Raw genomic sequence first — 19967 nt, forward strand, 5'->3', positions numbered from 1 at the left:
CACCATCGCGACGCGGGGTGGCGCCAGGCGGTTGCTCTGCGTGTGCTGAGGGTCACCCTACCGTAAAAATCCACGTCCTTGAATGTTGCTGGCTCGCCGAGACGCGGACCAGCAGCGTGTCGGCCGCTGGTCTTGAGGCGTAACCATGCGCCGTCAGCTTCCTGGTGCCGACGGTGGCACGTCCGGGTTGGGCCCGGGACGCTTGGGTGAGCACGGTATGTCGGCGCCGTTGTGGGAGAACAAAATCCACTCGAGCCGTTCGGCCGAGCACTGGATCCCGCTTTCAAACAGGGAATCGCTCCATCGATGCAGAGCCTCAACGTATGCACAGTATCGGCGGTCTCGGCGCCTGGTATTCGCGAGCTCAACGGTGGAGATGCGGAGCGACTGGTTGAGCGTTCTGAAGACCCGGTCATCGAGAATGAGTGGCTGCCATCGCCTCCCGTCTGCACGTCCTGCGAATGCGAACCATTTGGTGAAAAAGGAACGGCCTATGCCCGGCAGGGAGAACTCCCGATAGGCCTGATCCAGCCTTCCTTCACGGCACAGCCGGGCAGTCTTTGCCAACACGTCGGCGCAATTCGGAGCCGCCAGCGCTAACGCGGTATATCGATAGCTACGCGTATTCGTTACGCCAGAGCCCCAGGCCATCATCAGGACGAACGCCTTGCGCACCCCGAGCGGATCGGCCAGATCGGTGGCCGCGATCAGGCTACCCAAGTCGTCCCGTGTGACGAGGCGACGCCCGGAAACGCTGGCTGGCCGCGTCCATCGGTCATCGACGAGAACGCTCGCTTCGTCAGGCCAGTGAGAAAGGGCGGCCAGCCAAGACGCAGCTATGAACGCAACTGGCCCTTGCTCCTTGCTGTTGTAGCTGGCAACGAGGCAGGGAAGTGGCGGCACGCTAGTCATGGCCGCCATGATCCGACGCGGTGTCAAGGGGCGGGTCACGCCACCGGCACGCCAAGCAGGTCGGCGGTGCGGTCCCAGAGGCGGGTCGCCAGGTGGTCGTCCTTGGCCTGCCGGTGCACCGGCCCGTTGGGCTTCATCCCGTGGTAGTAGACGCCGTTGGCCGTCTCGTCGTCCCGTAGCGGAGCATGCCGGATCGTTGGCGCGTCCCTTCGAGGTCGTCGAGGTCGTCGTTGCCGAACCGGTGGCCCTTGCTGGAGGTGCTGATGACCCGCGCCGGCCCGGTGGTGGTCAGCCGGGAACGTCTGGTGCGGGTCGGGCGGTGCGCGGTCGCGCGTCAACGGCGAGAACCGCCAGCGCGGCCAGCGTCAGCAGCCCGCCGGTCAGCGCGAGCGGCTGCGGCCCCGAGTTGGGCAGGAGGGCGCCGCCGAGCAACGACCCGCCGAAGAGATCCTCGAATCGCTCGCCCGATTTTGTAGGCGAATTTATGGCGCGGAACACTAGCCGGACGAGCAGGTCTCGGTAAGCGACGTACCCGGAGGCGTTCAGGTGACGCGCAGCCGTAGCCTCTGCCCGGGTCTGGCTTGCGCGAGCAGTGGAAAGGATCTCGCGCGGACGACGCCGAGGACGGGGTAGCCGCCGGTCACGGGATGGTCGGCGAGGAAGATGACCGGCTGCCCGGACGGCGGGATCTGGATGGCCCCGGCGACGTGTCCCTCGCTCGGGATTTCGTCCTGGCGGGCACGTTCGATCACGTTGCCCTGCAGCCGCATCCCGATCCGGTTCGTGTCGGGGCTCACCCGGTAGCTGTCTCTCAGCGCGTCGAGGGCGTTGTCGGCGAACCAGCCGGGCCGGTCAAGGGGCTGGATCTCGATCACCGGCTCCTGCGGTAGGGGCGCCACCGGTGCCAGGTCCACCGGGGCTACCGGGCCGGCGGTCGCGTCGCCGATCGGCACGATCTGGCCGGCCTGGAGCGGTGCCGGTCCGATGCCCGTGAGCATGTCGGTCGAGCGGGAGCCCAGCACGGGAGGCACGGCGATCCCGCCCCGGACCGCCAGGTAACTGCGCAAGCCGGCGGCGGGGACGCCGATCTTCAGTACGCCGCCGGCGGGGACGAAAACCGGACCGTACGGCGCGCAGGCCCGACCCGCCGAGACGACCGGGGCCGGCGCGCCGGTCACCGCCACCCAGCCGGACTGGCTGAACCGGACGACCAGACCACCCAGGGTCACCTCCAGGGCGGCGGCGTCCGGTGCGTTGCCGACCAGGCGGTTCGCGAGGTGGTACGCGGGCCGGTCACAGGCGCCGGACGGGCTCACGCCCAGCCGGGCGAGTCCGGGCCGCCCGTTGTCCTGGACGGTGGTCAACGGGCCGGGCCGGACGATCTCCACGGTGCCGCTCGTCATCGCGTCACGCGCCTGAAGCGGACGCGCATGCCGGGCTGGAGCAGGGCGGGCGGCTCACGGTCCAGGTCCCACATGTCCAGGGTGGTGTGCCCGAGGAGGCGCCAGCCACCCGGAGACTCTCGTGGATAGACGGCGGTGTACTCGCCGGCCATGGCTATCGACCCGGCGGGGACTCTGGTCCGTGGCACGCTGCGCCGGGGCATGTGCAGGGCGGGATCCAGGCCGGTCAGGTAGGCGAAGCCCGGGGCGAATCCCACAAACGCCACCAAGTACTCGGCGATCTCGTGGCGCCGGACGACCTCCTCCACGGACATGCCGAGGCTTTCCGCGACCTCACCCAGGTCCGCGCCGTCGTAGTGGGCGGGCACCTCGACCAGGTCGCCGACCGCCCGGTCCACCCGGGGAACGCTCCTGGTCCGCAGCGTCGAGGAGGCCGCCTGCGCGGACTCCTCGTCAGCGAACACGACGAGCACACTGGCCGCCGCGGACACCAGGTCCACCACGCCCACGGGAGGCTCCCGCCGGATGTCGTCGTACAGCGCCAGCGCTTCGTGGTGATCGGCGACCTCGATGAGCAGGGCGCGTTCGCCGTACGCCAGGACACGCAGGCTCATGCGCGGGCCCGGATGGTCACGCCGGCGGCCGCCAGGGCCTGACGTACGGCACGGGCGATGGCGACGGCCTCCGGCGTGTCGCCGTGTACGCAGATCGACTCGGGTGCAACCTCGACCACGCTGTTGTCGTCGGCCTCGATGGTGCCCTCAACCACCATCCGTACGACGCGGCCGGCGATGACGGCGGGGTCGTGGAGGACAGCGTGCGGCAGCCGGCGGGAGACCAGCGTGCCGTCGCCGTGGTAGGCGCGATCGGCGAACGCCTCGGCCACCGGCTTGAGGCCGGCGTCGGCTGCCTGCCGCAGCCAGGCGGATCCTGGCAGCCCGTAGACCGGGAGCGCGGGGTCGACCGCCCGCACCGCCGCGACCACGGCGGCGGCCTGCTCCTCGTGGGTGACGATGGCGTTGTACAGGGCGCCGTGCGGTTTCACGTAGCGGACCCGGCTGCCCTCGGCCCGGGCGATGCCGTCCAGGGCAGCGATCTGGTAGAGGACATCGTTGGTCAACTCCTCGGGGGCGACGTCGATGAAGCGTCGCCCGAAGCCGGCCAGGTCCCGGTAGCCGACCTGGGCGCCCACGGAGACGCCGCGCCGGGCCGCCATGGCGCAGACCCGGCGCATGGTCGAGGCGTCCCCCGCGTGGTAGCCGCAGGCGACGTTGGCGCTGGTGACGATGTTGATCAGCGAGGCGTCGTCGCCCATCGGCCAGGCGCCGAACGCCTCGCCCAGGTCCGCGTTGAGGTCCACGCTACGGTCACGAGGTGATCGCGGCCAGTAGTTGGCGCTGTGTTCGCTCAAGACAGCCTGCCATCTCTCGGGATGCCTGACCTGTGTCGCCGCCGTCGGTTGAGACGCAAAACGCCCTGCGCCGTTGCGGTCGGCCGAGGCCGCGACACGTGACGCCCTGACCGGTGCGTCACGCCACCGGAACGCCGAGCAGGTCGGCCGTACGGTCCCAGAGGCGGGCCGACTCGGCGCCGATGCCCGCGCTGGCCCCGGTGATCACGACGGTCCTGCCTGTCATGGTCCGATCGCTCAAGGCCCTCACCTTCACGAATGTGACGACGGATCATGTTAGTGCAGCGCGCCAACCACCCACTGTGGTACGCGCGCCTGCACCCGGGCTGGCAAGGCACCTGAGTTTCTTGGCCCAGCAACCTTGCCGTAAGAGTTCGGCCGGTCTGTATGACCTCATTGGTCACCTCCGACCGCAACAGTCATCGCGTTTATGCCTGGTCTCCACGCGATTGAGAGTCTGTTGTGTCTGCGCTGCGCCGTGCCCTACGCCACGCCTGGCGCCGATCCTGGTGCCTACTCGTACTGGTGCTCATGGTGGGGCTGGCCTCGGACCCGGCCTCGGCACATCCCTTCGGCGCGCCACAGCAGATCGAGGTCGCGGCCATGGGCGACCACGGGGTGCGGGTCCGCTGGCTCGTCGGCGGCAGCGATGACCTGACCCTGCTCGGTCTCTCCCTCGGTGTACTCCCCGAGGACCGGGTCATGCTGGACGGTGCGGTGACCTATGAGGCCTCCGACGCCGCGACGATGGCCGAGGCTCCCGCGTTCGCCGGCTACCTGACCGAGCGGATCACCGTGACCCAGGGCGGGCAGCCCTGCGCGGGCGAGGTCCGGATGACCGACGACCTGGCGGCCCACGGTGCCGATGTGCTGTTCACCTGCCCCGGACCGGTGGGCACGGTGGCCGTGAGGTCCCGGATGCTCACCGACCTGCACGAGGCCTACCGGACGCTCGCCAGCGGCCCCCACGGGCAGAAGGCGGTGTACGACGCCACGCACGAGTCGGTGGACTGGACCATCACCGCCGGCGCGGACAGCGGCTCCCGCTCCACGTCCCCCCAGGGTGCCGCCGCGATGTCCGTGGGCCGGAGTGCCCTGCAGCAGCTCTCGGTCGTCGGTGGCGTCCTGCTGGCTGCCGTCGCGGCCGGAATCCTCTGGCATCGCCGGCGCGGACGAAAGGCCTGACCCATGAACGCCACCAGCCTTGACAGTTCGGCGGCGCCCCTCGGCTCCGGCCTCAGGGCGTTGTTCTCCGATGTCGATCTTTTCGGAGCGGCTGGGTTCGGCGACCGGCTGATCGAGACGGTGCAGTCGCCGGGTTTCGTGCCGGTGGCGCTGGTGATCGCCTTCGTGGCCGGGGCGGCGCATGGCCTCGCACCCGGCCACGGGAAGAGTCTCGCGGCGGCGTACCTGGTCGGCTCCCGGGGCCGGGTCCGCGACGCTGCCTGGCTGGGCTTCTCGGTGGCCGCGATGCACACCGTGTCGGTGCTGGCCATCGCGGTTGCCTGGGCCTTCTTCTCGCTCTCTGACCTGGTCAGCCTTGAGCGGCTGACCACCGGTCTGCAGCTGGCGGCTGGCCTGACCGTCGTCGCCGTCGGGCTCTGGCTGCTTCGACGCCACCTGCGTCGCCACGGCCACGGCCACGATCACGGCCACGGCCACGATCACGGCCACGATCACGGCCACGGCCACGGCCACGATCACGGCCACGATCACGGCCACGGCCACGGCCACGATCACACCAGCACGTCCCGCCCGGGTCTCCTCCTCCTCGGCATGTCCGGCGGCCTGACGCCCTCGCCGGCGGCCTTCCTCGTGCTGGTGACCGGCATCTTCGCCGGGCGGGCCGGGTTCGCTCTCCTCCTCGTGGTCTGTTTCGGCCTGGGGCTCGCCGCGGTGCTCTTCACCGTCGGCCTCATGGCCCTCACCGGCCGATCCCTCGTGGCCCGTGCCGCCAGGTCCCACGTCCTCCTGCGACTGGCCACGCGAGTAGCACCGGTGCTGGCCGCCTGCGGAATCACCCTCATCGGCGTCGGCATCTCGGCCGCCGCCGTAGCTGGCCTACCCGGCACCTGACCTCAGGCAGCCCGCTACGGGAATTCCGACCAGCCACCCGCCCACCACCAACCGGAAACCCCCTAGAAAAAGGAGATGTCGTGACAACACGACTCCATCCGACCGCCCGGAGGTGGCGCCGCCTGAGCGCGTCCGCCCTCGGGCTCGCTGTGCTCGGCGGCACGCTGCTGTCGGCCCCCGCCCAGGCCGCTCCGACCCTGGTCGGCAACCTGGCGAACGTCGCCGCGACCAGCCAGGCGGCCACGGCCGTCACGGTTCCGGCTGCCGACGTGCTCGACGTCGCTTTCACCAACGGCAAGGCCACCGACCGGGCCACGGGCCTGACCGCCACCACCTGGGGCGCTCCGACCTACACCACCGACCCGGCGTTCGGCCACGACATCCTCAAGGTGAACGGGGTCAACGACGCGGTCTCCTTCGACTTCACCGACCCGTGGGGCAAGAGCAAGTTCTCCGCCGGGTTCGCCATCGAGTGCGTCTTCCGGATCGACACCACGATGCCGGTGAGCGGCGAGAAGGACCTCTGCTCCGACAAGGAGGCCGGCGGCTTCTCGGTCTACGTCAACAACGGCAACCTGGGCACGATGGCCTACATCGGCGGCGCCTACAAGTCGGTGCTGACCCCGATCAGCGGCAACCGGTGGTACCACGTTGTTTCGGTCTGGAACGGCCAGACCCTGAGCCTCTACGTCAACGGCCAGCTGGCCGGCTCGACCGCGGCCACCGGCACGTTCACCCCGCCGGTCGCGACCGCGCGCTTCTTCGTGATCGGCGCCGACGCCGCCCCGAACAGCATCGGCCAGGTCGCCCCGCCCTCCTCGTACGCCGCGAGCAAGGTCTGGAGCGCGGCACTGACCGGCGCCCAGGTGGCCGAGCTGGCGTCGGCCTACAACACCAAGCCGCCCGTCCCGGTGGCCGACGTCCTCGACGTCGACTTCCACGACGGCACCCCGAAGGACAACGCGCAGAACCTCGCCGTCACCGTCCACGGCGACCCGGTGATCGCGCAGGACACCGCGGTGAAGGCGAAGGTCGCCTCCTTCGACGGCATCGACGACGCCTACTCCTACGCCTTCGGCGACCAGTGGAGCAAGATCAACACCAAGGTCTCGGTCGAGTGCACCCTGAAGTCCAACGGCACCCTGCCCAACAGCGGTGAGCACTCCGTCTGCTCCGAAAAGGAGAGCGGCGGCTACTCGATGGTGATCTACGGCGACAAGCTGACGTTCACCGCGTACGTCGCCGGCGGCTACAAGAACGCGCAGACCCCGATCGTCTCCGGCCGTTGGTACCACGCGGTCGGCACCTGGGACGGCCAGACGGTCCGGCTCTACGTCGACGGCGTCCTCGCGGCGGCGACCCCGGCCGCGGGCACGCTCGGGCTGCCCACCGGCGCCGCCCGCAACCACTTCTACGTCGGCGCCGACGCGATCGACCAGTTCTGGGCCCCGGCCTCGGTGCGCAACGCCCGCGTCTACTCGAAGGTGCTCACCCTCGACGAGGTCGAGGCGCTCAACATCGCCGCTCTCGGCGACGTCCGCGACGCGGGCGTGGCCATCACCTCGACCGTCCCGGCCGAAGGCACCCGCCTCAGCCGCCCGACCGAGTTCCGGGTCACCGTCACCAACCAGGGCAACGCCACCGGTTGGCGGTACCTGCTCGACGGCCAGCCGGTCCAGGTCGGCCAGGAGATCGGCGCGGGCCTGAAGTCCGGCAGCCACACCCTGCAGATCTCGGCGACCGACGTCTTCGGCAAGCCGGTCAGCAAGACCGTGGGCTTCACCTCCGACGCCATCCCGACCAGCGGCGGCACCGAGGCCGGTCAGGGCAGCGGACGGGTGACCCTCTCCGCGATCGCCCACAACCCCGACGGCGGCGAGGTCACCACCACCTTCAAGCAGGCCACCCCCAGCGTCCCGACCGGCGGCGTCCAGGGTGTCGTCCCGGTGATGCCGTCGACGCTGGACTTCTCCTACACCGAGGGCAGCCAGATCGGCACCGCACCGCGCCCCGGTGGCAAGGCCATCGACAGCCCCTCCACGCGCGAGATCCCCTTCCAGCGGTACGACGTGCAGGTGCCGGCGTCCGGCGAGCAGCGTCAGATCCTGTGGAGCGGTGTGGTCGACCCCGCGCGTGCGGTCGCGCTGCACGCCTGGAACAGCACCGCCCAGGCGTGGACCCAGCTTGCCACCGCCCGAGGCCAGGCCGAGGGTGAGACCGCGCTGAAGGCCGTCGTTCGGCCGGAGCTGGTCGACAACGGTGTGGTCCATGTCCTGGTCACCGGCCAGGACCCGTTCGCCGACGACCTGGCGCCTCGGGACGCCACCGCCGGCGCCCCGGGCAACCGGGACCACTTCGAGAACCCGTCGGACTACGACTTCGCGCTGGCCCACTTCACCGACACGCAGTACCTCGCCGAGGGCGCGGTCGGTGGCACGTACGACAACTTCAACGGCATCGACGAGCCCAGCGACAAGATGACCATGGAGGAGCAGGCGCTCTGGGCGAAGTCCTACCGGGACACCACCCGGTGGCTGGCCGACAACGCCGCCAAGCGGAAGATCGCCTACACCGCGCACACCGGTGACATCATCGAGAACGACTACTACGACCCGCTGGCCACCGACGCCAGTGGCAAGCTGCTCCGCCCGGGCCTGGACGAGCAGGTGACCAAGGAGTTCAAGTTCACCTCCGAGGCGCAGCGCACCCTGGACGGGGCCGGACTGGTCAACCAGGTCATCGCGGGCAACCACGATAACCAGCTTGGTGCCGAGACCGGCCCGACCTCGCGGTTCAACAAGTACTACGGCCCGGAGCGCTACTACGACGGCGCCAAGCTGTGGCCGGCCAAGTACAAGGCGTCGTACCACGCCTGGGACGAGACCACCGACGCCTCCGGCGCCGTGGTCACCCCCGGTAAGGACAACCAGAACAACTACGTCCTCTTCTCCGCGGGCGGGCTGGACTTCGTCTCGGTGGGCCTCTCCTACGGCGTCACCCAGGCCGAGGCCGACTGGGCCAGCTCGATCTTCCGGCGCTACCACGACCGCAACGGCATCCTGCTGACGCACGCCTACCTCGCCCCGTCGACCGCGCCGGACGGCCGAGGCGCCGGCTTCTCCACCGACGGTTCGCGGGCCTTCTCGAGCATCGTCGCGGCCAACCCGAACGTGTTCCTGGTCCTCGCCGGTCACGAGCACGGCGTCGGCACCAACCTCAAGACCGGGGTCGGCGTCACCATCGAGCACAACGTGGTCGAGCTGCTCGCGGACTACCAGTTCTACAAGATGACCGCGGGTGAGCTGTGGCCGGAGAAGGTCGACGCCCAGGGCAACCTCGACCTCGACGGCGACGGCGTTGTCGACCACAAGAAGGACGACCTGCTGCAGTTCGGCGCCAGCTTCCTGCGGCTGCTGCAGATCGATGTCGCTCGGGCCCAGATGAGCGTCGACACCTACTCGCCGATGCTCGACAAGTTCGGTGCCACCAAGTACGACGACCGTAAGCGCTACAACGGCGCAGAGGACAACATGGTGCTGCCGATCGACCTGTCGACGCGCAAGACCAGCTTCAGCACCGAGGGTCTCGTGCTGGTCACGCCGACCGACACCGTGATCGGTCAGGCCACGGCCAAGTCGGGCTGGCCGGCCACGGTGCAGTGGAGCGGTCTGACCGAGCGTGAGCTCTACGCGTGGACCACCACCAGCCGCGCCGGTAACGGTGACCAGGTGGGCTCGGTCGACCAGTTCGGCGGCATCTTCACCGCCACCGCCGCCGGCACGGACGTTACCCCGCCGGTGCTGACCGTCCCCGCCTCGACCTCGGTGAAGCAGGGCCAGGACTTTGACCCGCTGGCCGGGGTCACCGCGGTGGACAACACCGACGGCGACGTCACCGACCGGATCCAGGTGATCGGCGCCGTCGACACCGTCACCCCGGGCAGCTACCCGCTGACCTACCTGGTCTCCGACACCAACGGCAACCAGGCAGTCGCCAACCGGATGGTCACCGTCACCGCGGTCCCGATCGTGAAGCTCACCCCGACCTCGGTCAAGGCCAAGGACGCGAAGGTGGACTGGGGCAAGACCCTGGAGCTGACCGCGGAGGTCAAGCCGGACAAGGCGACCGGCCCGGTGCAGTTCATGATCGGTGAGGACGTGCTCTGTGAGGACGTGCTCAAGAAGGGCAAGGTTTCCTGCACCGTCCGCATGCTGCCCAACCCCGGCACCCACAAGGTGCGGGCGATCTACGGCGGCGACCAGACCCACGAGGCGTCGTACGTCGAGTTCACCCTGACCGTGGCCCCCGTGAAGCTCACCTCGACCTCGGTCAAGGCCAAGGACGTGAAGGTGGACTCGGGCAAGACCGTGGAGCTGACCGTGGACGTCAAGCCGGACAAGGCGACCGGCCCGGTGCAGTTCATGATCGGTGAGGACGTGCTCTGCGAGGCCCAGCTCCAGAAGGGCAAGGCCTCCTGCACCGTCCGCACGCTGCCCAACCCCGGCACCTACAAGGTGCGGGCGGTCTACGGCGGCGACGAGGCACACGAGGCGTCGTACGCCGAGTTCACCCTGACGGTGGCCGCGCCTAAACGCTGATCGAGCGGATTGAAGGGAAGTTCCGTTCAGCGGGGCCGGTCCCATCGGGCCGGCCCCGCTTCTGCGTCACACCCGGTCGCGCGTCAACGGCGAGCACCGCCAGCGCGGCCAGCGTCAGCAGCCCGCCGGCCAGCGCGAGCGGCTGCGGCCCCGGGCCGGGCAGCAGGGCGCCGCCGAGCAACGACCCGGCCCCGATGCCGACATTGAAGGCGGTGCTGACACCGGCCGAGGCGAGATCGGTGCTGCCGGGCGCGAGCTGCAGCATCCGGCTCTGCACGGCGGTGCCGAACGCCGCGTAGGCGATGCCGATGCCGGCGAGAAGGAATGCCGTGGCGGGCTGGAGCGCGCCGAGCGCGTACAGGCCGAGCAGGCTGGCCGTGCCGACGCCCAGCGGTGCCAGCAGCGAGGCGATCGGATGGGCGTCCAAGGTGCGGGCGACAGTGATCGTGCCGGCGATGCCGGCCACGCCGGAGACGAACAGCAGCGGCGCCAGCGCGGCGGCGTTGAACCCGCTGACGTCGAGCAGGAACGGCGTGACGTAGGTCTGCAGAGTCTGGAAGCCGGTGATGCCGAGGGCGGTGGCGACCAGGAGCATGGTGAAGCGTCGTGCGTGCGGTGTGGTGCCCCGGGCGGCACCCCCGGCATCCGGCGGGTAGGACGGGATCAGCGCGACCACCGCGGCGGCGATCGCCAGACCGACCCCGGCCACCACCGCGAACGACGTACGCCAACCGGCCTGCTGCCCGAGCCAGGTGCCCAGCGGGACGCCGAGCACCGAGGCGAGCGCCGCCCCGGTCGAGAACAGCGCCACCACCCGGCCGCGCACGGCGGCCGGGAAGGGGCCGGTCACGGTCGCCGAGGCGACGGACCAGAACAGGGCCTGGGCCAGCGCGGTGACCAGGCGGGCACCGGCCAGCACGGCGTACGTCGGCGCGAGCGCGGCCGCGACGTTCGCCACCGCGAACAGGACCATGGTGGCGCCGAGCAGTTGGCGGCGCGGGATCCGGCGGGTCAACCGGGCCAGCGGCACGGACGCCAGCACGACCACGACGGCGTACCCGCTGACCAGCAGGCCCACCTGCGAGCGCGACCGGTCGAGGTCGGGTGCGATGACGGTGAGCAGGCCGACCGGCAGTAGCTCGGTCGTGATGAACGCGAACGCGGCGAGGGAGAGCACGACGAGCGCGGCCCTGGCCCTGCTCGGCGAAACCTCCGGCGTCACGTCCCACCCTCCTGCCGCCGCCGAATCGCCGCACGAAACTCTCGCGGCCACGGCGATCCTAGATCGCCCAGGGCCGGAGCTTCTCCGGATTACGTACCGCCCAGATGTGCTTGATCCGGCCGTCCACGACCTGGAACGCCATCACCGTCACGGTGACGCCGTCCTGCCGGGCCACCAGGCCGGGCTGGCCGTTGACCGTGCATTCCAGGAACGTCATGTGGGACAGCCGGCCGGCGATGTCGATGGCGTAGCGCGCTACCTGCTCGCGGCCTTCGATGGGGCGGACCATGGTGCTGGCGAGGCCGCCGCCGTCGGCGACCACCGTGACATTCGGGTCGAGGAGGCCGATGAGGGCGTCGATGTCCTTGGCCTCCCAGGCCTTCTTGAAGTCCCCGACGATGCTGGCCTGCTGCACAGGCGGGGTCGCCAGCGCCTGCGACGAGCGGATCCGGCGGCGGGCTGACGAGGCCAGCTGCCGGCAGGCCGCCGGGGTACGGCCGACGATCTCGGCCACTTCGGCAAAGGAGTAGCGGAAGACGTCGTGCAGGACGAACGCGACGCGCTCGGCCGGGGTCATCGATTCGAGTACGACGAGGAACGCCATGCTGACCGACTCGTCGAGGGTGACCCGCTCGGCCGGGTCGACGCCGGTGCCGCCCGGCCGCCCGCTGAACCACTCGACGCCATCGGGCAGCGGTTCGGGGATCCACTCGCCGACGTAGCGCTCCCGCCTCGCCCGCGCCGAGCCGAGCAGGTCGAGGCAGATGCGGCTGGTGACCGTGGTCAGCCAGGCGCCGGGGACCTCGATGGCTTCCCGCTGCTGCGGGGTCAGGGCGTACCAGCGGGCGTACGTCTCCTGTACGGCGTCCTCGGCCTCGGCGAGGGAGCCGAGCAGCCGGTACGCCAGATTGATCAGCTGACGCCGCTCGCTGATGATCGCGCTGAGGCCGCCGTCCGCCGGCTCGGACTGGATGGTCATGGTGTCGCCAGCTCCCCTCGGTCGCTCACCAGGTTCGACGAGACACCGCACCGAACTGTGAGGTCGGCGCGCCGCCTCACATTCTCGGCGACAGTGTCGTCGGACTAACGAGGCGAGCCTCAAGCCATCGCCGAGATCTGGGAGGGAAACCCATGTCCACGACCGCGACGACCACGCAGGACGATCTCCGGTCGCGTCTGTCCGACCCCATGCAGCTCTTCCCCGAGATGCATCTAATCGCCGGAGGCATGTCCAAGGCCATCCGGAACGGCTCGGTTCAGCAGGCCACCATCAGCCTGGTGCAGCTGCGTGCCGGGCAGATCGTCGGCAGCACGTACCACACCGTCCGGCAAGCCGGCGAGCTCCGCAAGGCCGGGGAAGCAGAAGAGCGCATCACCGCCGTGGCGTCCTGGCAGGACGCCCCCTACTTCACCGACGCCGAGCGGATCGCGCTGGAGCTCGTGGAGGCCGTCCTCACCCCGAACCCGTTCGGGGAGCGCGTCTCCGACGAGCTGTACGCCAGGGCAGCCGAGCACTACGACGACAAGGCGCTGTGGACGCTCACCCTGGTGATCAGCCAGATCTGCTTCTTCATCCCCGTCGCGCTCATCGCCAAGCCGATCCCCGGGAAAGCCCCCGGAAAAAACTACAAGAAGTAACCGTTCGTACCGGCGCCGTCACCACAGCGTGATCCAACCACCCCAAGGAGTTCTTCCATGCGTAAGGCCTTTGCCGGGATGGCGAACCTGCTCATGCTGGTCGTCGTAGCCCAGTTCTACTTCGCCGCGGCCGGCGCAGTCAGCACCGCACCCGACGACGAGTCCTATCGGCCGCATCATGCGCTGGGGTACGTGATCTTCTCCTTGCCGGTGGTGATGGCCGTCGTCGCTGCCGTGGCCCGGATGCCACGGCCGCTCATCGGGATGTCTGCTCTGGTCGCCGGACTGGACTCTGTCCAGGTTGTGATCGCGGAGCTCGCCAAGGGGCCCGGCGACACAGCTGGCCCACTCATCTTCGGTCTGCACGCGGTCAACGGTCTCGCCATCGCGGCCGTGGCCGGGATGATCGTTCGGCAGGCACGGACGCTCTCAAGGTCTACGGCCGAACCCGACGTCACTCAACCAGCCAACTGAGTGCTGCTTTCCGCCAGTTCATCGGGGTCGGTCAGAGCGCGGGATCGTTGAGGTAGCGACCGCAGGCGCAGTCGAGGGCATCCTCGGCTGTGCCTGCGCTGCGGGGTTGCTGCCGGTCCGCGGATGGACCATCGGACTCAGCCCGGCGCTCGGCCTGCCAGATGGCGTGACCCTTCAGCAGGTATCCGATCCAGTAGACCGCGAACAGGATCAGGAAGCACGCGAAGAACACCTTCGAGACGATGCTCGCGATGATGAGGGCTTCCGCGCCGTCACCCAGTCCGTGAGCGGCGAATCCGACGAGGCCCAGGACGAGGAAGATGGCCATGTAGATGGGCAGCGTCGAACTATCGGCTGGGTGAGGAGCGCGCGTCAGCCATGGGGCGCGGGGGCCGTTGTTGAACACGCTGTGAGTATCGGGTCGCCGGCCGCTGAATGCCAGGGGGTCTCCTGGTCGGGCAGCAGCCGGCGGTCCCACCCGCTGGCATCGAAACCCTATGCTGACGCTGTGTCCACCGAGCATGGCGAAATTGACCTGGACGAGTACCGCGAGCTGGCTGGATCGGCCGGCGTCAGCCCCAGCCGGCTCGCGGCAAGACACCGGATGATCCTGCGTTTCGTCGCTGTCTTCGTAGCCGGTGTCGTGCTTGGCGGCGCCGTTGTCAACCAGCTTCGAGATTCGCGCGAACAGCGGGAGCGGGGGGCTTCGGTCTCACTCGTGGCCATACCGGCATCAGCCACCAGCATGAGTGCGAGCTCCCCGGGCCGGGTCCAGCTGTACGCGCAACTGGCGCTGATCAACACCGGCGCTGCGCCGATCACGGTTAATGCGGCCATGGCGCAGAGACCGGACGCCCATATTCCTGACACCCGCCTGTCCCGACGAATAGGACCCGGCAGCACCGCCTTGATCGACGTCAGGGTGCGATTTGAGTGCTCGATCCCGATCGAGAACGAGCCGCTGCCGGTGCGGTTCTCGGTCAAGACCGACGACAACCAGGACAGAGAAGTCAACGCCCCCGTCAGCCTAGTGAACAGCGCCTGGGACCTGGAATTCAGGCAGGCTTGCGTATATCTGCGCTAACCTCCAGCGCGCTCACGGGATCGCGAAGAAGCCCAGGAACCGGAAGGCCAGCCACGGCTTACGTCCCCACGCCCGTACTTTCCCCCGCGCGATCAACGGCCACTGGCCGCTCAGGCCCGTGCTCAAAAGGAAGAACGACACCGGGTCAACCGAGATGGTGCAGTCGACCCGCCGCTGTGGGGTGTCGCAGACCGCGGCGACCCCGTCGGTGAAGAGCACCGAGAACCGGGAGACGCCGCGCAGCCGTAGCTCGTAGCACGTGCTCAGGCCGCGCACGGCGGCCGGATCGACGAGGCGGGGCATCGTGGTGACGATGAACGGCAGGATCAGTTCGACGTGCTCCGGCCGCACGAGCGGTGGCTGCCGGAGAGCGGCGGCGATCGCGGTGCCGTGGCTCAGCATGTGCGCGAGCAGATAGCAGCTGAACACACCCAGCGGCATCGCACCCATCGGCGTGCCGACGATCTCTGTAGCCGGCCTAACCCGGGCCGCCTCGATGAACGCCGCGGCCTGCCCGGCGATCCGCTGCGCGAGCACGCCCGGGTCGCGCTCCGTGTCTTCGGCCAGCCACTGGGCGTTGGCGCTGGCCAGCCCGGCCTTCGTCCCGTCGCCGTGCGTCGCCGGCCGACCGGCCGCGATCGTCGCCATGAGTTCGTTGGCCATGGCCAGATGCGCTGCCGCCTCGGCGACGGTCCAGGCCGCACGCGGGATGGGGATGTCGGCGGTGGGTAGCGCGCCGATCAGGTCGGCCAGCCGCGTCGCCACGGCAAGGATTTCGTCGGGCAGCCCGCCACCACCAGCGGGGTCAGCTGTCGGCTGGGCCATGACCTCCGATCCTGGCCGATCCCGGCAACCCTGTCCAGGCGATGACCCCGGGCACCCGCGGCGGTCCCCTGGGGGCGACCTCCGGGGCGAGCTGGTGGTCTTCCCCGATGCCCGGGCGGGCGGGCGTCGTTAGCGTCGGTCGGCAATGGACAGTCGACAGACGGGGAGGACGTCCAATGTTCCGTCACCATCCGCTGCGGGCCGCCCGATGAGGCCCCGCCGCCTGGCTGCTGCCGCCACCGCACTCGGCCTGGTCGCGGTCGGCCTCACCGCCACCACCGGCCCCGCCGCCGCCCACTCCGGCGACTACTCGGCCCTCATCCGGCGCGCCTCGTACGGCGTACCGCACATCACCGCCCAGGACTTCGCCAGTCTCGGCTACGGCGTCGGGTACGTGCAGGCCGAGGACAACATCTGCATCATCGCCGAGTCGATGGTCACCGTCCGCGCCCAACGCTCCCGCTGGTTCGGTACGACCGGCGACGCCGCGGACAACGTCACCAGCGACCTGTTCCACCAGAAGGTCATCGACGAACAAGTCGTCGAGCGGCTGCTCACCGGCCCCCGCGACGGTGTGCACTCGCCGTCGGACGAGGTACGCGACCAGATCCGTGGCTTCGCCGCCGGGTACAACGCCTACCTGCGCCGCACCGGGGCGGCGCAGCTGACCGACCCGGCGTGCGCCGGCAAGCCGTGGGTGCAACCGATCACCGAGATGGACCTGTGGCGGGCCCACTGGACGAACATGGTCCGAGCCGGCTCAGCCGCGCTCGCCGACGGCATCGTCGCCGCCGCCCCGCCCACCGGAAGCGCCCCGGCGCGCCCCGGTGAGATCACCGGCCAGTTGCCCGCCCCCGAGGCGGCGGCCCTGGTCGCCGCCCGCGACGGCGCGCCGGCCGGGGTGGGCAGCAACGCGTACGGGCTCGGCGGCGACGCCACCGCCAGCGGGGCGGGCATGGTGTTGGCCAACCCGCACTTCCCGTGGGACGGCCAGGACCGGTTCTACCGGATGCACCTGAAGGTCCCCGGCCGCTACGACGTCGAGGGCGCCGCCCTGGTCGGTGACCCGCTGATCGAGATCGGCCACAACGGCCGGGTGGCCTGGAGCCACACCGTCTCCACCGCCCGCCGCTTCGCCTGGCACAAACTGACCCTCGCCCCCGGCGACCCGACCAGCTACGTCTACGACGGCAAGCGCCGCAAGATGACCGCCCGCACGGTCACCGTCCAGACCCCGGAGGGGTCGGTCAGCCGTACCCTCTACGACACCCACTTCGGCCCCGTCGTCGTGGTCCCCGGCGTGTTCGACTGGACCACCGACACCGCATACGCGATCAGCGACCCCAACGCCGCCAACAACCGCGCGCTCGACGGCTGGCTGGCCATGGGCCGCGCCCGCTCGGTGGCCGACCTGCGGACCGTGCTGGACCGGCGGCAGTTCCTGCCCTGGGTTAACGTCATCGCCGCCGACAGCGACGGCAAGGCCCTCTACGCCGACCACTCCGTCGTACCCCGCGTCACCGACGACCTCGCCGCCGCCTGCATCCCCGCCGCCTGGCGGGACCTGTACGCCGGCAGCGGCCAGGCCGTCCTCGACGGCTCCCGTTCCGCCTGTGAGCTGGGCCGGGACCGGGACGCGGCCGTGCCGGACATCCTCGGCCCGGCGCACCTGCCCACCCTGATCCGCTCCGACTACGTGACCAACTCCAACGACAGCTACTGGCTGGCCAATCCGGCTCAGCCCCTGGAAGGCTTCCCCCGCATCATCGGCGACGAGCGCACCGAGCGCAGCCTGCGTACCCGGCTCGGGGTCCACCAGGTGCGGCAACGCATCGCCGGCACCGACGGGCTCCCCGGCACCCGCTTCACCACCACCAACCTGTGGACGGTCACCCTCGGCAACCGCGCCTACGGCGGCGAACTGGTCCGCGACGACCTGGTCCGATCGTGTACGGCCCACCCGGTCGCCACCGCCTCCGACGGCACCCGCGTCGACCTGACCGCCGCCTGCGCCGCCCTGCGCGGCTGGGACCTGCGGGTCGACCTGGACAGCCGGGGCGCGCACCTGTTCACCGAGTTCGGCGCTGCCGGCGGCCTGCGCTTCGCCGACGCGTTCGACCCGGCCGCCCCGCTCACCACCCCGAGCCGGCTCGCCGTCGGCGACCCTCGGATCCTTACGGCGCTGGCCGACGCCGTCCGCGCGCTCGACGGCATCCCGCTCGACGCCCGCCTCGGCGACATCCAGACCGAACCGCGCGGCGCCGAACGCATCCCGATCCACGGCGGGCACCCCGGGATCGGCGTCTTCAACATGACGATCAACCCGCTGGAGCCCGGCGTCGGCTACCCGAAGGTGGTGCACGGCACGTCGTTCCTGATGGCCGTCGAGCTGGGCAAGAGCGGGCCGTCCGGCCGGCAGATCCTCACCTACTCCCAGTCGGCCAACCCGAACTCCCCCTGGTACGCCGACCAGACCCGGCTGTACTCGGGCAAGGGCTGGGACACCATCAAGTTCACCGAGCAGCAGCTCAAAGCCGACCCGAACCTGGTGACCTACCGGGTGGGGGAGCGCCACTGATCGACCGAACGTGACCCGGGCCGGCCTGCGGAACCACTGCCGCAGGCCGGCCCGGCACTGTTGCTGAAACGGATCTTGTGGCTACGGGTGCTGGCTGATCTGGTCCACGACCGCGAGCCGCACCACCGCGCTCGCGTACCGGACAGTCCCCCTGGGCTGTTCCTCGAATCGGCCCACCACGATGGATCGCTCGCCCAGGAACCGGTAGGTCTTCGCGTCGAAGATCAGCTCGTGCCGGATGCCGTGGTCCTCACGGGCCACCGCGACGCCGGGGCGTCCGGCGGCATCGGCCACGTTCGGTACGACCTCCACGCCGGGAATTCCCGCGGCCGCCTGGAACGCCGCCGCCAGCACCCGCGGCGGTAGATACGACTCCCTGATCAGGTCGCCGATGGTGATGAAGGCCTGCTCGTGGCGCGGGTTCGCGCCGTGCGAGTTGCGGTACAGGTACTCGCGCATGCCGGCCGCATCTTCCGGCAGGCCGGCGAGGTAGGCCGGCGGCTGGGGCGCGGTAAGAGGCAGGTCTTCCCACGCTCCACCCGAACCCTGGGGGCGGAGCCGGACCAGCCCGTCACGCGTGCCGTCCACCGACCACCAAGCCTGCCGCTCATTGGACTCCCGATGGTGCCCGGTCAGCCGGAGCCTGTCCCGCAGACCGCCGGTGTATTCGGTCACTAACGCCGAGTCGACCGATTCGACGTACACGAGCTGGTCGGGTCGGGGGGCCAGGTCAGGACCGTCCAGCGCGGCCTCCGCCGCGGCGAGGAGCAGGCGGGGTGCGTCGGCGGAGGCATCGACGGGCTCGACCGCCCCGCCGCGGCCGTAGACCACCAGCGTGGCCGCGAGCAGGACTGCCGCGAAAGCCGCCACGGGCACCAAGCCACGCCGCCCCAGCCGCCGCGGCCGTCGCACCGTGGCCGTTCCTGGCCGGGTCGACGACAGCACACGGTGCCGCAGCCCGCCGGGAGCCTGCGGCTCACGAGCGAGGGACTCACCAAGATCCTTGATCATCGTCATCTCGTCCACCGTCGGCTACCTCTCGTTCCGAACGTTCTTGGCGGTGCCCTCGGCCAGTTGCCGGCGTACCTTCTGCCGGGCGCGGCTCAGCCGCGACCGGACCGTGCCGATCGGCAGGCCGAGCACCTCGGCGGCCTCCTCGTAGCTCAGCTCGCTCCAGGCGATGAGCAGCAACAGTTCGCGTTCCCGAGCCGACAGCGCCAGCAGGGCGGCGGCGACGCCGGCTCGGCTGGCCCAGGCCATCACCTCGTCAACCACCCGTTCCGCCGGCCCGTCGACCGTCTCGCGCGGAGCGCTCGCCACCGCCTTCAGATAGGTGCGCTCCTTCCGGCGGTGTCGGGCGATCTCCTTGACCAGGATGCCGAAGAGCCACGGCCGGGCAATCGGCCTTGTCCCGTCGTACCGGGCGCGATGGCGGAAGGCCGCCAGGAACGTCTCGGCCACCACGTCCTGCGCCGCATCGGGCCCGAGCCGACGTTGAGCGTATTGGAAGAGCTGCTCGGCATAGCGGTCGTAGAGGACCGCGAAGAGTTCGGGATTCTCCCTGGAGGCGCGCAGGACCGAGGCGTCCTCGAGCGCCCCGTCTGAGGCCACAGGCGTCAGTCTGCTGGCCATGCCAGGCCTGTCTGCATCACGGATGAGCCTTTCGCTCGGCGGGTCTGTCACCTCTTCTCTCCACTGGGCGCTCATCCGGTTCCCGACCCGTCAGATCGATGACCCACCGGGTCA

18 protein-coding genes are annotated in these 19967 nt (G+C 70.1%); 7 read left to right on the forward strand and 11 right to left on the reverse strand.

Annotated elements, in window-relative coordinates:
* Nucleotides 1-153: 153 nt before the first annotated feature.
* The 5 genes from AB0C02_RS07475 to AB0C02_RS07495 all read right to left on the reverse strand — a co-directional run bounded on the left by AB0C02_RS07475 (nucleotide 154) and on the right by AB0C02_RS07495 (nucleotide 3675).
* The gene (locus tag AB0C02_RS07475; protein ID WP_357542198.1) at nucleotides 154-912 is read right to left on the reverse strand and encodes a hypothetical protein; all 759 of its coding nucleotides are present in this window, start codon (nucleotides 910-912) and stop codon (nucleotides 154-156) included.
* Nucleotides 913-1200: 288 nt separating this feature from the next.
* On the reverse strand, nucleotides 1201-1410 hold the full coding sequence (locus tag AB0C02_RS07480; RefSeq protein ID WP_357542200.1) for a hypothetical protein: 210 nt from the start codon (nucleotides 1408-1410) through the stop codon (nucleotides 1201-1203).
* Nucleotides 1411-1454: 44 nt separating this feature from the next.
* A complete protein-coding gene (locus tag AB0C02_RS07485; protein ID WP_357542202.1) occupies nucleotides 1455-2315 on the reverse strand; it encodes a biotin-dependent carboxyltransferase family protein in 861 nt (286 codons plus the stop codon).
* Nucleotides 2312-2929 carry an allophanate hydrolase subunit 1 gene (locus AB0C02_RS07490; protein WP_357542204.1) on the reverse strand — a complete coding sequence of 206 codons (618 nt, stop codon included), beginning with the start codon at nucleotides 2927-2929 and terminating at the stop codon, nucleotides 2312-2314. Before AB0C02_RS07490 ends, AB0C02_RS07485 begins: the two co-directional genes overlap by 4 nt.
* A complete protein-coding gene (locus AB0C02_RS07495; protein WP_357542206.1) occupies nucleotides 2926-3675 on the reverse strand; it encodes a 5-oxoprolinase subunit PxpA in 750 nt (249 codons plus the stop codon). Before AB0C02_RS07495 ends, AB0C02_RS07490 begins: the two co-directional genes overlap by 4 nt.
* 513 nt (nucleotides 3676-4188) lie before the next feature.
* On the opposite strand from AB0C02_RS07495, the gene AB0C02_RS07500 reads away from it, so the two are divergent.
* The 3 genes from AB0C02_RS07500 to AB0C02_RS07510 all read left to right on the forward strand — a co-directional run bounded on the left by AB0C02_RS07500 (nucleotide 4189) and on the right by AB0C02_RS07510 (nucleotide 10400).
* Nucleotides 4189-4911, forward strand: a complete 723-nt coding sequence (locus AB0C02_RS07500) for a hypothetical protein (RefSeq protein WP_357542208.1) — start codon at nucleotides 4189-4191, stop codon at nucleotides 4909-4911.
* A gap of 3 nt (nucleotides 4912-4914) precedes the next feature.
* Entirely contained in the window at nucleotides 4915-5802 is an 888-nt protein-coding gene (locus tag AB0C02_RS07505; RefSeq protein ID WP_357542210.1) for a cobalt transporter, read from the forward strand.
* Nucleotides 5803-5882: 80 nt separating this feature from the next.
* A complete protein-coding gene (locus AB0C02_RS07510) occupies nucleotides 5883-10400 on the forward strand; it encodes a LamG-like jellyroll fold domain-containing protein (RefSeq protein ID WP_357542212.1) in 4518 nt (1505 codons plus the stop codon).
* Here AB0C02_RS07510 and AB0C02_RS07515 read toward each other — a convergent pair.
* Nucleotides 10390-11622 (reverse strand): MFS transporter, encoded by a 1233-nt coding sequence (locus AB0C02_RS07515; protein WP_357542214.1) that lies wholly within the window; start codon nucleotides 11620-11622, stop codon nucleotides 10390-10392. The genes AB0C02_RS07510 and AB0C02_RS07515 overlap by 11 nt on opposite strands.
* A 58-nt stretch (nucleotides 11623-11680) precedes the next feature.
* A complete protein-coding gene (gene sigJ / locus AB0C02_RS07520; RefSeq protein WP_357542216.1) occupies nucleotides 11681-12601 on the reverse strand; it encodes an RNA polymerase sigma factor SigJ in 921 nt (306 codons plus the stop codon).
* A gap of 152 nt (nucleotides 12602-12753) precedes the next feature.
* Here sigJ and AB0C02_RS07525 point away from each other — a divergent pair, with 152 nt between their 5' ends.
* Nucleotides 12754-13260 (forward strand): carboxymuconolactone decarboxylase family protein, encoded by a 507-nt coding sequence (locus AB0C02_RS07525; RefSeq protein ID WP_357542218.1) that lies wholly within the window; start codon nucleotides 12754-12756, stop codon nucleotides 13258-13260.
* 78 nt (nucleotides 13261-13338) lie between these two features.
* Nucleotides 13339-13734 (forward strand): DUF6220 domain-containing protein, encoded by a 396-nt coding sequence (locus AB0C02_RS07530; protein ID WP_357542220.1) that lies wholly within the window; start codon nucleotides 13339-13341, stop codon nucleotides 13732-13734.
* Nucleotides 13735-13765: 31 nt separating this feature from the next.
* Here the strand turns inward: AB0C02_RS07530 and AB0C02_RS07535 are convergent, their stop codons facing one another.
* On the reverse strand, nucleotides 13766-14140 hold the full coding sequence (locus AB0C02_RS07535; RefSeq protein ID WP_357542222.1) for a hypothetical protein: 375 nt from the start codon (nucleotides 14138-14140) through the stop codon (nucleotides 13766-13768).
* 102 nt (nucleotides 14141-14242) lie between these two features.
* Here AB0C02_RS07535 and AB0C02_RS07540 point away from each other — a divergent pair, with 102 nt between their 5' ends.
* Nucleotides 14243-14818: a hypothetical protein gene (locus AB0C02_RS07540; protein ID WP_357542224.1), complete on the forward strand. Its 576-nt coding sequence runs from the start codon at nucleotides 14243-14245 to the stop codon at nucleotides 14816-14818.
* Between the two features lie 12 nt (nucleotides 14819-14830).
* On the opposite strand, the gene AB0C02_RS07545 is transcribed toward AB0C02_RS07540, so the two are convergent.
* Nucleotides 14831-15643, reverse strand: coding sequence for a maleylpyruvate isomerase N-terminal domain-containing protein (locus AB0C02_RS07545; RefSeq protein ID WP_357542226.1), 813 nt, complete (start codon nucleotides 15641-15643; stop codon nucleotides 14831-14833).
* A gap of 208 nt (nucleotides 15644-15851) precedes the next feature.
* Between AB0C02_RS07545 and AB0C02_RS07550 the strand changes: the two genes are divergently transcribed.
* On the forward strand, nucleotides 15852-18221 hold the full coding sequence (locus tag AB0C02_RS07550; protein ID WP_357542228.1) for an acylase: 2370 nt from the start codon (nucleotides 15852-15854) through the stop codon (nucleotides 18219-18221).
* An 81-nt stretch (nucleotides 18222-18302) separates the two neighbouring features.
* Here AB0C02_RS07550 and AB0C02_RS07555 read toward each other — a convergent pair whose 3' ends face one another.
* Entirely contained in the window at nucleotides 18303-19238 is a 936-nt protein-coding gene (locus AB0C02_RS07555; protein WP_357542230.1) for a CU044_5270 family protein, read from the reverse strand.
* 15 nt (nucleotides 19239-19253) lie between these two features.
* Nucleotides 19254-19832, reverse strand: coding sequence for an RNA polymerase sigma factor (locus AB0C02_RS07560; RefSeq protein WP_357542232.1), 579 nt, complete (start codon nucleotides 19830-19832; stop codon nucleotides 19254-19256).
* Nucleotides 19833-19967: the final 135 nt, after the last annotated feature.

The organism is Micromonospora sp. NPDC048999, from assembly GCF_040649295.1.
Lineage (GTDB): Bacteria > Actinomycetota > Actinomycetes > Mycobacteriales > Micromonosporaceae > Micromonospora.

Excerpts from the sequence above, each read along its gene's own strand:
- AB0C02_RS07475 (WP_357542198.1), bottom strand. The coding sequence starts at position 912 with ATGACTAGCGTGCCGCCACTTCCCTGCCTCGTTGCCAGCTACAACAGC.
- AB0C02_RS07485 (WP_357542202.1), bottom strand. The coding sequence starts at position 2,315 with ATGACGAGCGGCACCGTGGAGATCGTCCGGCCCGGCCCGTTGACCACC.
- AB0C02_RS07490 (WP_357542204.1), bottom strand. The coding sequence starts at position 2,929 with ATGAGCCTGCGTGTCCTGGCGTACGGCGAACGCGCCCTGCTCATCGAG.
- AB0C02_RS07505 (WP_357542210.1), top strand. The coding sequence starts at position 4,915 with ATGAACGCCACCAGCCTTGACAGTTCGGCGGCGCCCCTCGGCTCCGGC.
- sigJ (WP_357542216.1), bottom strand. The coding sequence starts at position 12,601 with ATGACCATCCAGTCCGAGCCGGCGGACGGCGGCCTCAGCGCGATCATC.
- AB0C02_RS07525 (WP_357542218.1), top strand. The coding sequence starts at position 12,754 with ATGTCCACGACCGCGACGACCACGCAGGACGATCTCCGGTCGCGTCTG.
- AB0C02_RS07530 (WP_357542220.1), top strand. The coding sequence starts at position 13,339 with ATGGCGAACCTGCTCATGCTGGTCGTCGTAGCCCAGTTCTACTTCGCC.
- AB0C02_RS07545 (WP_357542226.1), bottom strand. The coding sequence starts at position 15,643 with ATGGCCCAGCCGACAGCTGACCCCGCTGGTGGTGGCGGGCTGCCCGAC.
- AB0C02_RS07550 (WP_357542228.1), top strand. The coding sequence starts at position 15,852 with ATGAGGCCCCGCCGCCTGGCTGCTGCCGCCACCGCACTCGGCCTGGTC.
- AB0C02_RS07555 (WP_357542230.1), bottom strand. The coding sequence starts at position 19,238 with ATGACGATGATCAAGGATCTTGGTGAGTCCCTCGCTCGTGAGCCGCAG.